Annotated in this window: 15 protein-coding genes; 8 read left to right on the forward strand and 7 right to left on the reverse strand. The window is 51.0% G+C overall.

The features are described 5' to 3' along the window. Positions 1-148 precede the first annotated feature (148 nt). Entirely contained in the window at positions 149-2,167 is a 2,019-nt protein-coding gene (locus ACAW87_RS10380) for a pseudouridine synthase (RefSeq protein ID WP_370723309.1), read from the reverse strand. Between the two features lie 398 nt (positions 2,168-2,565). Between ACAW87_RS10380 and ACAW87_RS10385 the strand changes: the two genes are divergently transcribed. The 4 genes from ACAW87_RS10385 (at position 2,566) to ACAW87_RS10400 (ending at position 6,022) form a co-directional block, all read left to right on the forward strand. Then, a complete protein-coding gene (locus ACAW87_RS10385) occupies positions 2,566-3,219 on the forward strand; it encodes a hypothetical protein (protein ID WP_370723310.1) in 654 nt (217 codons plus the stop codon). A 67-nt stretch (positions 3,220-3,286) separates the two neighbouring features. Further along, positions 3,287-4,429, forward strand: coding sequence for a hypothetical protein (locus ACAW87_RS10390; RefSeq protein ID WP_370723311.1), 1,143 nt, complete (start codon positions 3,287-3,289; stop codon positions 4,427-4,429). A gap of 95 nt (positions 4,430-4,524) precedes the next feature. Further along, on the forward strand, positions 4,525-5,082 hold the full coding sequence (locus ACAW87_RS10395; protein WP_370723312.1) for a hypothetical protein: 558 nt from the start codon (positions 4,525-4,527) through the stop codon (positions 5,080-5,082). Between the two features lie 7 nt (positions 5,083-5,089). Beyond that, the gene (locus tag ACAW87_RS10400) at positions 5,090-6,022 is read left to right on the forward strand and encodes an alpha/beta hydrolase (RefSeq protein ID WP_370723313.1); all 933 of its coding nucleotides are present in this window, start codon (positions 5,090-5,092) and stop codon (positions 6,020-6,022) included. Positions 6,023-6,066: 44 nt separating this feature from the next. Here ACAW87_RS10400 and ACAW87_RS10405 read toward each other — a convergent pair whose 3' ends face one another. The 4 genes from ACAW87_RS10405 to ACAW87_RS10420 all read right to left on the reverse strand — a co-directional run bounded on the left by ACAW87_RS10405 (position 6,067) and on the right by ACAW87_RS10420 (position 8,803). Continuing rightward, positions 6,067-6,558 (reverse strand): RES family NAD+ phosphorylase, encoded by a 492-nt coding sequence (locus ACAW87_RS10405; protein ID WP_370723314.1) that lies wholly within the window; start codon positions 6,556-6,558, stop codon positions 6,067-6,069. After that, complete coding sequence (locus ACAW87_RS10410; protein ID WP_370723315.1) at positions 6,558-6,992, reverse strand: Xre family toxin-antitoxin system antitoxin; 435 nt, start codon at positions 6,990-6,992, stop codon at positions 6,558-6,560. The genes ACAW87_RS10405 and ACAW87_RS10410 overlap by 1 nt, the downstream gene beginning before the upstream one ends. Positions 6,993-7,091: 99 nt before the next feature. After that, positions 7,092-7,664 (reverse strand): pentapeptide repeat-containing protein, encoded by a 573-nt coding sequence (locus ACAW87_RS10415; protein WP_370723316.1) that lies wholly within the window; start codon positions 7,662-7,664, stop codon positions 7,092-7,094. Between the two features lie 56 nt (positions 7,665-7,720). Further along, positions 7,721-8,803 (reverse strand): WD40 repeat domain-containing protein, encoded by a 1,083-nt coding sequence (locus ACAW87_RS10420; RefSeq protein ID WP_370723317.1) that lies wholly within the window; start codon positions 8,801-8,803, stop codon positions 7,721-7,723. Positions 8,804-8,989: 186 nt separating this feature from the next. Between ACAW87_RS10420 and ACAW87_RS10425 the strand changes: the two genes are divergently transcribed. Both ACAW87_RS10425 and ACAW87_RS10430 read left to right on the forward strand, forming a co-directional pair. Then, positions 8,990-11,113, forward strand: a complete 2,124-nt coding sequence (locus ACAW87_RS10425; protein ID WP_370723318.1) for a hypothetical protein — start codon at positions 8,990-8,992, stop codon at positions 11,111-11,113. A gap of 102 nt (positions 11,114-11,215) precedes the next feature. Further along, entirely contained in the window at positions 11,216-12,364 is a 1,149-nt protein-coding gene (locus tag ACAW87_RS10430) for a cysteine desulfurase family protein (protein ID WP_370723319.1), read from the forward strand. Between the two features lie 81 nt (positions 12,365-12,445). Here ACAW87_RS10430 and ACAW87_RS10435 read toward each other — a convergent pair whose 3' ends face one another. Further along, positions 12,446-13,042: an NAD(P)H-dependent oxidoreductase gene (locus ACAW87_RS10435; protein ID WP_370723320.1), complete on the reverse strand. Its 597-nt coding sequence runs from the start codon at positions 13,040-13,042 to the stop codon at positions 12,446-12,448. A gap of 107 nt (positions 13,043-13,149) precedes the next feature. On the opposite strand from ACAW87_RS10435, the gene ACAW87_RS10440 reads away from it, so the two are divergent. Both ACAW87_RS10440 and ACAW87_RS10445 read left to right on the forward strand, forming a co-directional pair. Then, positions 13,150-13,992 carry an SDR family oxidoreductase gene (locus tag ACAW87_RS10440; RefSeq protein WP_370723321.1) on the forward strand — a complete coding sequence of 281 codons (843 nt, stop codon included), beginning with the start codon at positions 13,150-13,152 and terminating at the stop codon, positions 13,990-13,992. A gap of 137 nt (positions 13,993-14,129) precedes the next feature. Next, the gene (locus ACAW87_RS10445) at positions 14,130-14,942 is read left to right on the forward strand and encodes a toxin-antitoxin system YwqK family antitoxin (protein WP_370723322.1); all 813 of its coding nucleotides are present in this window, start codon (positions 14,130-14,132) and stop codon (positions 14,940-14,942) included. 57 nt (positions 14,943-14,999) lie between these two features. Here ACAW87_RS10445 and ACAW87_RS10450 read toward each other — a convergent pair whose 3' ends face one another. Continuing rightward, on the reverse strand, positions 15,000-15,467 hold the full coding sequence (locus ACAW87_RS10450; protein WP_370723323.1) for a RidA family protein: 468 nt from the start codon (positions 15,465-15,467) through the stop codon (positions 15,000-15,002). Between the last annotated feature and the right edge of the window lie 30 nt (positions 15,468-15,497).

The raw sequence follows: 15,497 nt of genomic DNA on the forward strand, positions 1-15,497 counted from the left end.
GTTATAAGGTTCAATAAAAAAGACCTCACCCCCAGCCCCTCTCCGTCAGAGAGGGGAGCCGCTTTGGCGTAGCTCTGCACAATAGCGAAGCTGCGGTAGTGCGGCTCCCCTCTCTGACGGAGAGGGGCTGGGGGTGAGGTCTTTTTTTCTAGATCAGATACTTCAACTTCACCACTTCTTTAGGTTCCAGGAAGCGCCATTTGCCGCGTGGCAATTCTTTCTTGGTTAGGCCGGCAAAAACGGTGCGGTCAAGTTTCGTTACTTCATAACCCAGTGATTCGAACATGCGACGAACGATGCGGTTACGGCCTGAGTGAATTTCCACGCCAACTACCTGAGCATCAGGTGTGACAATGGCAAGGTCATCGGGCTTGATATGGCCGTCTTCCAGATCCATACCATTGCGAATCTGTTCGAAGTGCTCTTCCGAAATCGGCTTATCCAGTTCAACCTGATACACCTTTTTCACGTTGTTGGACGGGTGCGTGAGCTTTCCGGCCAATTCGCCATCATTTGTGAGCAGGAGCAAACCGGTAGTGTTGCGGTCGAGGCGGCCAACGGGGTACAGGCGGAACGGACCTGCATCGGCCACGAGGTCGAGCACAGTAGCGCGCTCTTCGGGATCTTCGGTCGTCGTGATAATGTCGCGGGGTTTGTTCAGCAACACGTACACCATTTTCTCGGGGTTCAGCACCTTGTTGCCGTATTTCACTACGTCATTAGGCTTCACGCGGTAACCCATTTCGGTCACTACGTTACCGTTCACCTGCACATCGCCTTTGGCAATGAGTTCGTCGGCCTCGCGGCGTGAACAAACACCAGCGTTGGCGATGTAGCGGTTCAACCGGATTGAGTTCGGGTCGGTTTCGCGTTCGCGGTCGAGGTTCTTGGCTACTTTCCGTGAGCGAGGCAGGTTATCCCGCATGGCACCCAGGTTGTAGTTCGGCGCTTTTTCGTAGCGACCCGTGCGACGGTCGATCGCTTTCTCGTCACCGTCATCGGTATCCTTACTGTAGGGCTTACGGTCGCCGGTAGTCCGTGGACGGGGTGGTCCATTAGGGTCACGTCGATCGAACTGCTTGCGCTCGGGCCGTTCGGTAGGGGCATCGCTTCCTTCCTGCCGACGGTCGAAGCGGGGGCGATCATCACCCTGATTCTCTTCCCGATCACGCGTGAATGGCTTACGCTCAAACGGACGTTCTTCGGCTCCCTCGGCGCGGTCGCGGCGATCGAAACGAGCGCTGTCTCCTTCACGTGGTCCTGAAGGGCGCTCATCCCGGCGGTCACCACCATCCCGGTTGAATGGTTTGCGTTCCGGACGGTCGCCATAGACTGGCCGATCACCATCGCGCTTAAACGGCTTACGCGGTCCGTCGTTACGGTCGCCGTATGCCGGACGGTCTGATCCGCCGTCCCGGTTAAATGGCTTGCGTTCTGGACGATCACCGTATGCCGGGCGATCGCCACCTTCGCGATTAAATGGCTTACGTGGTTCGGCATTCCGATCTCCGTAGGCTGGCCGGTCTGATCCACCATCCCGGTTGAATGGTTTGCGCGGTCCGTCGTTACGGTCGCCGTAGGCTGGGCGATCGCCACCTTCGCGACGGTCTCCGCCTGAAAAAGGCTTGCGGTCTCCATAAGCCGGACGGTCACCGCCTTCGCGATTGAATGGTTTCTTGTCTCCGTAGGCTGGACGATCTGATCCACCTTCTCGATTGAATGGTTTGCGCGGTCCGTCGTTACGATCTCCGTAGGCTGGACGATCCGATCCGCCATCACGGCTGAATGGCTTCTTATCGCCATAGGCTGGACGATCACCATCGCGCTTAAACGGTTTTTTATCGCCGTAAGCTGGGCGGTCACCACCTTCGCGATTGAATGGCTTGCGCGGTCCGTCGTTACGGTCACCGTAAGCTGGGCGGTCACCGCCTTCTCTGCGTTCACCGCCAGCAAATGGCTTCCGATCTCCGTAGGCCGGACGATCACCGCCCTCTCGATTGAATGGTTTTTTGTCACCGTAGGCTGGGCGGTCTGATCCGCCGGCACGTGGGCCACCAAATGATGGGCGGCTGCCCCCTTTATTAAATCCACCCCGGGCGTCATCCCGACGGCCTTCTGGACGACCTTTACCATCCCGGCGGTCGTTACTATCTTTATCTCGTTTCATTGAAAAGTGCAGTCCGTATCGACTGCCTGTTTGTGCTTAATCCCGCTGAGCATCAGCATATAAATTGGCGCCTGCCTTTTTGCGGGGACGCAAAGATACAGGTTTTTGTCCAATCTACCGGTATTCCGACTCTCTTCGATTTATAGTACTGGACATTGGATAGTGGACGCTGGATATTGGATAAGAAACAAGCCTGTACGGAAGACTTCTCTTATCCAATATTTAGCGTCCACTATCCAATGTCCACTATGCCGCCTTTCTACACACTGGTGAATTTGCTATTTAGTGAAACGAATGACCATATAATCAATGGTTGCCAGATATGCCGTTGAATTAAAGTAAGTTGACCCACCAAGGGAAGTGCTCATTTGTTTCACCTTTGGTCTATCTGCAAAACCATGAAAACATTGCTGCTTATGGCGCTCCTGATGGGGCTAGCACGTTTTTTGCCTTTGTCTGTTGTGGAACCTGCTGCGCCAATAAACTGCCTGATGAGCAACGGACAACCGCGCCCGTACCCTTGCGAATTCAGGATAGTAGCTATCAACCTGATGGGCAAGAATAACGAAGTGCTGGGTACGCTTACTCCCGGTAACACTACGCTGAAGCTTCCCAAAAGCAAGGCCGTCAGCTACACGACGTCGATCAGCGGACAGAGTTTTGCGTACAACGCCTCACTTGATTTTCGGCGCATAAACACGGCTAGTTTTCCAGCTAAACCGGTGCCAAAGAGCTTTCCCAATCTGGGCTTTTACCAGATCAGTACGTCATGGGTAACGAGCCCGATTACGCCCAGCGAACTGACGCTCATCAAGCGGGTAGACGTGGCCCCGAACGTACCTGGACCTCTTATCCGGCCGAACCGGGTTGCGTTCACCCTTCAACTGAACTACTCAACCGGAAGTAACGCCACCATTGTTGCGCCTGTCCGCTACATTCAGATTGCTAATCCAATCACGTTTAAGAAACCATTTCCGGCCCCCATCAATCAGTTTCGCGACAAAGCCGAAGCGTTTATGGAATTTTTGGTGACGGTTGATATGACAAAGTAGACGCTGTTTTCGAGTAGAACCTGAGCGAGAACGTCTACTAATCAGACAGAACAATCAAGCTGTTTCTATGCTTCCTTACCCGAATTACGCCCGCACCACCTGGTTTTTTAAGTGCTTTACATGCGCGTTGGCTGGCGTTGCAGTGCTTAACATACTCATGATGACGCTGGAGTTGCTACCCCGGCTGGTTCTGGAGCAGTATGGTCAATATCTTCAGTATATCTTTTCAGGTATTGTGGTCATACCAGTAATGGTGGCCGTGGGATATAGCTGGATCTGGCATCGACGCGAGCGAGCGGGGCAGGCAAACAGCGCCGGTCTGCATGCCTGGATGCAGGGTATTATTCGTTATTGGCTGGCTATGTCAATTGCTACCTATGGCTTTGCTAAAATTCTGAAGACACAGTTTCAAACACCTGATTATCGGTTAGATACGCCATTGGGTGAGATCAACGGCTTTGGCCTGACGTGGTACTACTTTGGATACTCCTATACGCTGGCCGTAATTATTGGGCTCATTCAGGTGGGTGGCGCCATATTGCTGCTATACCGGCGAACCACGCTGCTCGGCGTCATGATTCTACTGCCGGTCATGGTCAACATTGTGCTTATTAACCTTTTTTATCAGATTGCTCCAGGTGCTTTTCTTAACTCGGTCCTATTCACTATTGGTCTGATATTTCTGCTGTTGCTTGATATTGACAAGTTGAAAGCAGCATTCTGGGATCTGGTCGATTATCTGCCAACTGTAACACTGGGTCGTCATTGGGTAAAGCATGTACTTCGAATTGTTCCTATTGTTCTTGCTTTCGCGTTTATCGCCCAGTTTTGGGTCAACGATAAAAGCGACACGCTGCTGAAAGGAACCTGGAAAGTCGACAGAATGACCCGTAACGGACAATTGGTGCCTGCCTCGGCCTGGTTAACGGATACTACAGCCTGGAACCGACTTTATTTTGCGGGCTGGCAGGGCTGTGCGTTTAGTCCGAATCCATTTCGCTACAAGGCCGACGAAAGCTTGCGAGGCACGTATGAGTTCGATAGCCTGACGAATAAGCTGAACGTGATAAAGTATAAGAAGAGCGCTTCAACTGCTACATCCGATGATACGCTCAAGGTCACTGTGAGCGAGCGTACATCCAAATCGATGCGGTTGGCGGGTATTATCGCGGGTGATACGGTTAACATCAAGCTAAGCCGATTGAGGTAAGGCTTCACGTTTAATAAATAATGAAACATTTTTTAGGCTTTATTACTTAAAAATATACTCAACTGAAAAGTAAGTAACTACCTTTCAGCATGAAAATGAGCTTGTTACTGCCCATGCTTCTCAGCGGGGCTTTTTTTGTGCCAGCCTTGGCGCAAAAGGCGTCGCCTTCACCGTCGGGCGCGTTGCTCGATGTGGGTATCCGGCTTCAGAAATCCATTAATCTGTATGCAGAGAATGGAATCACGGCGCAATACACGAACGACAAACTGGCGCATCAACGGCTGTATTTCGGGCTAAGCTACGTGACCTCCCGGCTTGGTACTGCCCTCAATTCCAACGCTATTAAACAGGACAATGTGTTGCTATCGGCATCGTATTATTTCTGGATGAAGCGGAAAATCCGTCCGGTCATCAAAGCCAATATTGGCTACTTCGCCGCCGATTATGGCAGCGAACTCTTCGCCGACCTGCCCAAAACATCGCCGCTGGCTGCGCCCGAACTTGGCTTTTCCTACTGCCCCAATTTTCCGCTGAAGATCAACGCGTCGATTGGCTTTAACCTGCTGACCGGCGATGGCGTAACGGGGCCAGGTACGTTATACCCGGTTTTTGTGCAGACAAGTGTTACCTGGAATGTGCTTAACAAACGCTAGACCCGCTATGAAATCCATGCTCGCCTTTCTGGTCATTGCGGCCATGACCGTTGCCTGTTCGTCAGAACCCGCTATCACGACTGATATGCTTGATGGAGGCACGATTTTTGATCCATCTGTTTATAAACCAGAACGTTATCTGGTGTCGAAGGCTGTTCCTGCACCCACAACTGCACAGATGCAGCGACCGGTCATTATTGCCTGTCACGGGTATTCGGCCACGACCTTTGAGTGGGACGAACTACGTACCTGGGCCAACGGGCGAACCGATTTCGCGCTCTCGCAGGTGCTACTTGGCGGGCATGGGCGGAGTTATGAAGACTTTAAAAAATCGACCTGGCACGACTGGCAGTCGGTTATCATAGCCGAATACGACGCGTTGCAAAAGGCTGGTTATACCAATATCAGTCTGCTTGGCTCATCGACGAGTGGGCCATTGCTACTGGAATTGGTAGCCTCGGGTTACTTTGCCAGCCGCCCGGCCCCGCGCAATATTCTACTGGTTGACCCGATCGTGATTCCGTCCGACAAAACGCTGTCATTGATTGGCATAGTTGGGCCTATGCTGGGCTATATCGATTCTGGGCAACCCGCGGTAGAAGACAAGGTGTATTACCATTTCCGGCCTCAGGAAACCCTGCAACAGTTACAGAGCCTGCTGACCGTAGTACGTAAAGACCTGGAAAAAGGGATAACCCTGCCCGCCAACTGTACGCTGAAGGTGTATAAGTCGAAGAAAGACCCAACTGCCGACCCCGTCAGCGCGGTGCTGATTTACCAGGGTACTAAAACCGCCGACGGAAAACCAGTTACGGTTGACCTGATCGACTCGGAACTGCACGTCTACACGCGGCTAGCCCTGCGCGATAAGGTATCGGCCACCGACAAAGCCAATCAAACAGCCACCTTCACCGATATTGTGACACAGGTGCGGCGATGAGTACCTGAAGTTGTACAGAATGCACGAGTCTTTAAAGACGGACGTCAACGAGCTGCCGCCGTTGGTAGGCGAGGATCAATGGGGTACGACTGAATAGACAGCACACGGCATTGATTGTGTTGGCTATGTAGCGGATCTATCAACACATTGTGCGAGGGCGAAAGCGGAACTACGGCTGAAGGTAAGGCAAGACACAGTGTCTTATGCTGCTCAAACTGGCGGGCTGCAAAATCGGGCAGACTGGCTGGTGTAGTATAAGGATTATCCCAGCCATCGGGTAGTTCATCCCGGGTCAGAAACGTGATGGAGTTGTCAGGTACACTAATCGCACACAGAATGAGGGGCGGTAATTCGGATAAGGGAGTCCCTTCCAAATGAACCATGTATTCCAGAAAACACAACTCGGGAGTAGTAGCCGCATAGACCATTGGTCGTCCTTTTGCATTCCAGCGACCGCCGTGCCGTTGTGCGCCAATTCCCTCCAGAATTGTGTCTCGGTGACTGTCGGTTTGAATACGGTAGAGGGTAATGGCCATTAGCTGAAAACGCCGTAATCAATACGCCCCAGGACGTCTTCTACTAATTGAACACCAGTTGGGCTATCCAGAAGGGCCAGGGGTGTTTGCTCACCGAGCAGGCGTAGGGGGCGGCGTAGCCAGCGGGTAAACTTACCCTGATCCTGAAAGACGGTGGTGCCGTAATTGGCTAGTTGCGCTAGCAGTAAGAGCCTTTCTGAGGTGGCGGCATCAAGCCGGTCGGTTTTAGCCTGTCTGTGAAATGTAGCGATGGATTGATTGAGCAGCGGGGCCATCTCCTTATCCGACACGCCCAGTAATCCGGCAATCCGGCCCGCTTCGCTACCAACCAGCCCCTGACGAGACCTGCCGATGAGCTGAAGAGGTGTAAGAGGGGGCGAAAAAAGGAGTGTCTCTGTGGTCATTGCCTGTCGGGAATCAATGGTAGTTACCATCACAATTGATGAGAAGCCAAGCTATCAAAAGAATCAATTGATTGTATGTAAACGATCTAATGATTCTTTTGGTTCGCCAGATTTACTGTTCGTCAAAAGCTACTCAATGTCAATGTTATATTTTACCAGTAAACCGGCCACGCCCGACAGCGAGAATTTGGCGTGGCTAAGCCGGTTCAGTTCAGGGTCGAGCGAATAATTATAGGCGGTTCTTAAGTCGGCTTTTTCCAGAATCGTGTTCTCGAAGGCAGCTCGGCGCAGGTCACTTTCGTCGAAATCGGCTCCGGTGAGGTCGGCACCCATAAAATCAACTTCGTGCAGAATTGACTTTTTGAAGCTCGTGTTTTTGATCTTCTGCTTATAGAACGACGACTTGGTCAGTACACAACTGTCGAAGCTGACGGCAAACAGAAAGTCGTTGCAATGCTCGAAATGAAGCCCTTCAGCTTTGCAATCCCGAAAGCGAACGTCCCGGAACGCCGTTTTTGTCAGCTTAACGCCACTGAGTTGACAGTCAATGAATTCGCAGTCGTAAAAAACGCTTCCCGCGAGGCTGGATTTTGTGAAATCACAACCGATAAAGCGGCAAAGTTCGTATTCGCCCGTTGGTAGTGGGATTTTGGTGTAATTGATCTGTTCGAACTGTTCATTAATCAAAAATACGTCGGCCATTAATTGGAATTGGTTGTGGTAAGTTATTTTGTTTGCAAGTAGTGAATCCATTAACGTTAAAGTAGAGCTATCAACGCGTTTCCACGAACGTACCCAATGCCATTATTCTGCGATAAATAAATAAACGTGTCTTTGTCTAAAATTTCAATTTTAGAGACGTTCATTGGTGAACCCACGGCATCGGGTTGGCCCGATTGCCAATCTAGTTCTGGCTTTATAACTAACTCCCAGTTTTTTATGTCGGAAAGGTCTTTTGATTTATTTCCGCGAAAGAAACCGTTTTGAGAGTAAAAATAGATGGAGTTCGTAAAAGAGTTATAGGTAGCGGGACCAATGTATTCTCCGGCTACCATTTGCTGCCCTTTTTTACCTGATATAGGATTGATTTCCGGCTCTCCCCAATGTGATTGGCTATTTAGTAAACGCCTGGCATCGAACTTGTTGAATTTGCTGATCGAACCACCGGTCAGTATATGCTGAGTACTGGAGGTGAAATAGACAGAGGCAGAATCTTCAAAAAACGATTTAATCCCTTGTAGATAAGCGAATTGATTGGTCGAGTCTGCATAGAACGTAGGGATGACAAACGCTTTGTTTTTTGTATCGAAAATGAAGATGTCGCCGCCCCATTCGCCATAGCCGAAGCCTACCCATAGGTTGTTTTGCCGGTCCATATAGTGGCAAGAGGGTAACCGCCATTTATCAGGATGTTTGACCTGATTATTTACGCTTTTTTCCAGGTAATAAAACGTATGTGACTGTACATCTTCAATACCTTTTTCTGTTATGGCAAAGCATTTATTTGTATTTGTAAAAGCCAATCCGAAGACAGCGGCCTTATACGTGGCGATACGTTTCCACGTATTTTTTTTCTCATCATACTCTTTAATAGCTTTATCGCTATCGGCAATGACTACCCTGCCTGTTTTGTCTTTTGTAATGGCTACAATCGGTGAGGAATTAGCTACCTCTTTTTTAGCCGGACTCCCATCTGTTTTATCAAATAATTTAAGGGTGCCATCTTTGGCTAATACCCAGATAAAATTGCCCGATACAACAAAGTCTTTGTACTGAGCTGTTGCGTTGCTTTGGATGCTGGCGATCAGGACGCAGATAAATAGTATGATCAGTTTATTCATGATCTAGTTTGCTCGAGGTAAGTTTCAGTATGGTTGAGAGTAAGTCAATGAAGCAACTAAGATACGTATCTACATGAGCTACCAATGCTTGTTTAATAAGAATATAGCCGGTTACGAAATAGGTTGAATCTTGCTTTGGAAATCAAGGGTATGTTTGATCTCCACACAGTTAAACCGGTCATTGCCATGTCTTTAGTAAGTCCTTCGCTTGACGTAGTTAGTCCCGACAGAGGACTTTTTCGCTTTAGCGCAAAGCCCTATTTTTTATGGTTTTTTACACTACTGCTGATCGTTGGTGGCATCGTTCGGTCCAATTGGGCCACGCGCCTCGATAGCTATACGTTCGACGAGGCTTACCACATTATGGCGGGGGCTTCTTATGTGAAAACAGATTCGTTTCGCATCAATCCCGAACACCCGCCGCTGACCAAACTATGGGTCGGAAAAGTGGTGCTGATGAATGGCTACAAGGTATCGCCGTTCCGGCCATTGCAGGACAAGATCGATGAGCGCAAGTTTGCCGAAGAAGATGTGTACCTGAAGAACAATCCTGATCTGGTTCAGCAACATGCTCGCTTGGCCATGTTTGCGCTTAACGGGTTGTTGCTATTGGCGTTCGCCCTCATGGCTCGCCGGGTGCTTGGCCCCACGGTCGCGCTGTTTTCGCTGGCGTATCTGGTCATCGACCCAACGGTGGCGGCTCATCTGCCGGTGGTGATGACTGATCTGCCGGTGGCGCTTTTGTCAGGTACGTCGATGTTGGCCGCCGCGGCCGCGTTTCGATCGTGGCGGGCGCTCGATCTCATTGTGGTTGCGGTCTTTCTCGGGCTCACGCTGGCGGCCAAGCATTCGGCAATTATCACGGTGATGGCCGTTGGTTTGTTTGGCGTGGTCATGGCCTTTGTTAACTCAAGAGCATCCACTCCGGGAGCCTCCACTCCGGGAGTCTCCACTCGGGGTACGTTGCCAGGCCGGTTACGTCGGCTTGGGTTGGTAACGCTGGTGCTGCTGGGGGCACTGGTTGTGCTCTGGAACTTTTACGGATTTCGTTACCAGGATAGCGTAGAGGCCGGCGAGTTTTTCAACCGTCCGCTGCTGGCTAAGATCGATGATATACGGTCGCCGCTGTTTAAAACGCTGTTACATGGCATGGTCGACTGGCACCTGGCTCCGGCCTCGTATGTATGGGGACTTGCCGACACGATCAGGGCTGGGGTCGAGGGGCGTGTTGGGTCTGCCTTTGCCTTTGGTCAACTGGGGTTCAATCGGGCACCGTTCTATTACGCGCCGGGCATCTGGGGAGCTAAACTCCCCCTTGGCCTACTGGTGCTGACACTAGCTGGTATGGTCTTGGTTTGTCTGCGTCGGTTACCCAACTCTACCCGACTGCCGCTGGCGGCATTGGCGTTGCTGGCCGGGTTATTCTGGTTGGCCCTGGCCCGAGGGTCTACCTACGGGGGCGTCAGGCACGCCTTGTCTATGCTGCCCCTGCTAGCCGTCCTGGGCGCACTGGTCATTAAGTATGCTATTGACAATCAGTCGCTGCTTTTACGAGGCGGGGTGCTTGTTGCCGGTTTGGCTGCTTTGGTGTCGGCTTTGCCTGTGGTTCGTCCCTGGGAATACTTTAACGAGTTGGCGGGCGGGTCGGCCAACAGTTACCGCTATTTCAATGATGAAGGGGTAGACCTGTTCCAGCGGTCGAAAGAGTTGACGCAGTATTACAAAAAACACATTCAGCCAACGACCGAAACGCCGTTTATCTGGTATAGTATCTCCCGCGCCGAAAAGCAACGGTACCACATGCGTTGGATTGGCGAAAAGCCGAATCAGGATAGTATCATTTTCCAGTCAGACCGAATTACGGGTACAATTTTCACGTCGACGCAATCGCTGGCACCAAGCCTCTACCACGACGATCATCTGGTTTTTCAGAAGGCTAAGCCAATTGCCCGGATGGGGAATCTGCTCGTGTTTCGGGGTACGTTCCGGTTACCTAACCTCCGCGCGTCGTGGCTGTCGGGAGAAGGATATAAAGCGCTGTTTGTCGAGAGCAAACCCGATACCGCCAAAGCGATTCGGTATATAGATGAAGCTGTTGCGTTGAATCCGAAGGTCTTCTTCATCGATTGGGAACTGGGCAATCTGTATGCCAGTCGTGGCGACAGAGCAAAGGCGTTGAAGGCATATCGATTGGCTCACCAATTTTGCCCCGACGATGCGCTGAAGGCCCAACTGGCAGACCATCTAAACACGCTGTCGACAACAACGGCCCGCCGGTTGCCCACGTTGCGAAACCCGGCGCTGGAGTAATAAGTTGGTAACCGTACATACTGGATACTGAACCCGGTTCGCCGATTTTGCGGTTAGTCAATAGGGTATTCGTACTTTTGCCTAACCGATTTTATACAACCTATGCAACGCGTTTATCTCGACAATGCCGCTACCACCCGGCTCGATCCTGCTGTTCTGGAGGCTATGCTTCCGCTAATGCAGGACAATTTTGGGAACCCTTCGTCTATTCACGGGCATGGCCGCGTAGTGCGTTCTGCCATTGAAAAAGCACGTAAAACGGTGGCGTCATTGCTCAACGCAGCGCCCGCCGAAATCTTCTTCACGTCGGGCGGCACCGAAGCTGATAACACCGCTATTTGTGGTAGCATCGATACCTACGGCATTACCCACGCCATTACCTCGCCGCTGGAACACCATGCTGTGTTACATACCCTGGAATATCTGGCCAAAACGGGAAAGATTAAGCTGAGTATGCTGTCGGTCGATGAGCGCGGTCGGCTGGATTATGATCAGTTGGGTACGTTGCTGAAAGCCAATCCGAATTCGCTCGTGTCGTTGATGCAGGGAAATAATGAGATTGGGAACCTGCTGGATATGAATTTAGTAGGGGAGTTGTGTCAGGAGTACGGCGCGGTCTGGCACTCTGATACGGTACAGACCATGGGCCATTATCAGCATGATGTACAATCATTAAAGCCCGATTTCCTGGTTGGCGCGGCGCATAAATTCCACGGCCCCAAAGGCGTTGGTTTTTTGTATGCCCGCCCAACAGAACGTCCGTCTATTCACCCGTTCATTCACGGTGGTTCGCAGGAGCGCAACCGGCGCGGCGGCACTGAAAACGTATACGGCATTGTGGGTCTGGCCAAAGCGCTGGAGATTGCCTACGCCGAAATGGCGGCCCATCGCCAGCATATCGAGTTCCTGAAACAGCGGATGATCGATCAACTTCGCGCCTCTATTGAAGATGTTCGTTTCAACGGAGACTCTGCCGATCTGGATAAGAGTTTGTACACGGTGCTGAGTGTCAGCCTGCCCGCTACGGATATGAGCGATATGCTGTTGTTCAACCTCGACATTGCCGGTATTTCGGTGTCGGGTGGTTCGGCCTGTTCCAGCGGTTCTGACGTTGGCTCTCACGTATTGGGGGCTTTACCCGGCCTTGATCCCAACCGGGGCAACATTCGTTTCTCGTTTGGTAAATACAACACCGCCGACGAAATCGATTTCGCCGTGGTGAAGGTGGCGGAAACAGTTCGTGGTTTGTAGTCTGTGGTTTGTCGTTGCGCTGCTAGTTCACGTTTTGGTGACTAGCAGCGCAACGACAAACCACAGACTACAAACCACAAATTATAAAACCTCCTCAGCTACGCCGTGCCACCGTTGGGCGACGGTCAGCGTGTAGTCGACGAAGGCGCGGGCGGTGCGGTCATAGACTTCGTTTCCGATAAATTGACCGTCGGCGTCCAGATTCTTATCCGTTTCGTGCGATTCGTACAGCTTCGGCGAGATGATCGAAAAGTTGTTGGTGAAACTGATGACTTTGTTCAGCACCGTAGTCATATCCAGGGCGGGCTGACGACCGCCGCGACCATTGGAGATACCCGCCATGGCAAACACTTTATTGTCGAACAACGGTTTGAAAGCCGGTCCTCCCAGCGCGTGAAACGCATTTAGGATTTGCGGGGTGGCTGTCCAGTTATATTCGGGAGACGCGAAGAAGACAAGATCGGCTTCACCCCAGGCCGTAAGAAATTCCTGCTGGAAGGGCGAAAGAACGTCGGGTTTCATCCAGACAGTACCTACGAAAGGCAGGTCGTAAGCGGCAAAGTCGATTATAGTTATTTCGTGTTGACTATTCTCCTGCAGTACTTGCTGAACGAATTTGCAAAAACGAAGGGTATTGCTGTTGGCACGCGGAGAAGTGGAAATTATCGCAATTTTCATGGTTGACTGATGTTCGAAAGGCCCCCGGAAAAGCCGGGTGCTACGGTTTGAAAACCACGGCGTCATACAGATAGTTTACCTGATTACACGTCAACACGATATTCATTATGGCTGCATCACGCCTCTGCGTTATTACCGGAGCAAACTCGGGAATTGGTAAAATCACGGCGCAGGAACTGGCCCGCAAAGGATTCGATATCCTGATGCTATGCCGTAATCTCGACAAGGCCCGCCCGGTTCAACTAGCTATTCAGGCTGCTAATCCAACGGCCAAAATAGATTTGATCCAGTGCGATGTGGCCAGCATTATGTCGGTACGCGCTGCCGCTAAACAGATACACGACCAATACGACCACATCGATGTACTGCTCAATAATGCCGGTTTGTACATTGCCAAGGAACAGTATTCGCCCGATGGCTATGAACTTACGTTTGCCACCAATCACCTCGGCGCGTTTTTACTCACCAACCTGCTACTCGATCTGCTGCGTAAGGGAACGGATGCCCGCGTAGTTACGGTGTCATCGGAAGCACATCGCTTCGGTGGTACGTTCATGTTGAATGAACTGGCCCGGCCAAAATCGTACAGTGCCATAAAGGCTTACGGCAAATCGAAACTCTGCAATATCCTGTTTGCCAAAGAGTTGTCTAACCGGCTCATGGACGATGGTATAACGTCGAACAGCCTGCATCCCGGAACGGTTAGTACTAACTTCGGAGCAGATACCGGCCCTGTTTTTGGCGCTATCCTGAATCTGGCCCGACCCTTTCTGAAGACACCCGAACAGGGAGCGGCTACCAGTATTTTCCTGGCCTCATCACCGCAGGTCGACCACGTGACCGGCTTATATTTCGACGATAGTAAGCCAAAGACACCCACCAAAGAGGCGCAGAATAGTTTCTACGCCAAACGATTGTGGGACATGAGCGCTGAACTGGTTGCCTTATAACACCACGCAAAGGGTAGAAAAAGGCTGGTAAAAGTCACTGGTACAGGACGGGCCTGATCGGTAAAATCCGTATATTGAGATTCCTGTTGGGAGCGTCCAACGTCCAGTGCTTTGAGCCCCTTTATTGATTTTACTTTTTGAAACGAATGGCCTGTTCAGCGCAACGAATAACGAGTCTATGCCTTCTGTTTATCAGTTTGTTGGCCCATGTTGCCATTGCGCAAGTTGTAGCTGGTAAAACAGATTTTTCGTCGATAGAATACAAAGATTACGGTAAATACTACGAGCGGATCACCTACATCGGCAAGCGGAAAAATCATTTCATCGTCGATACCTATCTGAAAGATAGCACCCTGTATCGCACCGATAATTACCGGGTGATCGATCAGGGAAATAACATCGGCATTTTCGCGCTCAGGCATGGCCCGAGTAAAGTATTGTACGACGATGGACGGCTCTACTTTACGTGCGATTATAACATGAACGAGCTGAACGGGCCGTTCATCGTGTATTACAACGACGGGTCAATCAAGCGGAAAGAACTGTACCGGAGCGGCCGACTGAAAAAGAGTACCTGTTACGATACCGAAGGCCACGAACAACCCTGCGACGCTTTTTTTCAGCAGGTTCAATTCATGGGGGATCCGGCAGAACTGAAGACGTACCTGGAAAAAAATCTGAAAACCCTCCTCGCTGACAACCAAACAATGGGCGTTAGTTTCAGGCTGATCATTAACGAAATTGGTCAGATCATCGATGTGAAAGTAGACGCGGGACGAAGCAACGCCCGGATGCTCTATGAGTTGAGAAAACTGGTAATGGATATGCCCCGCTGGCGGGAAAACGAATCGAACTGGCGCCCCGCTTCTATAGATGGTATTGCCATTCCAAGCAGTTGGAGCATGCAGGCCTACCGCGACCGAACAATCTGGCGCGTCTCGCTGCCTTGATGTAGATGGTTTGTTTAGCGGGAACGTACCTATGCAGGTACGTTCCCGCTAATTGATCTACGATTCCAACTCAAACATAGCTTCAATTTCTACCGAAATATTGCCGGGAAGTGATCCCATGCCAACGGCACTGCGTACACCAACGCCGTTTTCCTCACCCCATATTTGGGCAAACAATTCACTACAGCCATTAATGACTTTGGGGTGTTCTTCAAAACTATCCACGGCGTTTACCATACCGAGCACTTTAATCACGCGTTTCACCCGATTTAAACTGCCGAGTGCAGCCTTCAGCGTTGATAAAATGGCAAGGCCGGTCTGTTGCGCAGCAGCCTTCGCAAAGTCCATATCTACTTCCGAACCCACGCGCCCTGTCATCAGCGTATCGTCGGGGCAGTAAGGGCCGTGGCCCGAAACGTAGATGAAATTGCCAACAATCAACGCGGGTTTATACACACCTTTGGGTGCAGGGGCGGGGGGGAGTTCAAGGTGAAGCGCAGCAAAGTTTTCGTCAGGAGTTGTCATGTTGTAAGAAAAATAAGAGGGATGAATGCA

It is taken from the genome of Fibrella aquatica, assembly GCF_041321135.1.
Taxonomy (GTDB): domain Bacteria; phylum Bacteroidota; class Bacteroidia; order Cytophagales; family Spirosomataceae; genus Fibrella; species Fibrella aquatica.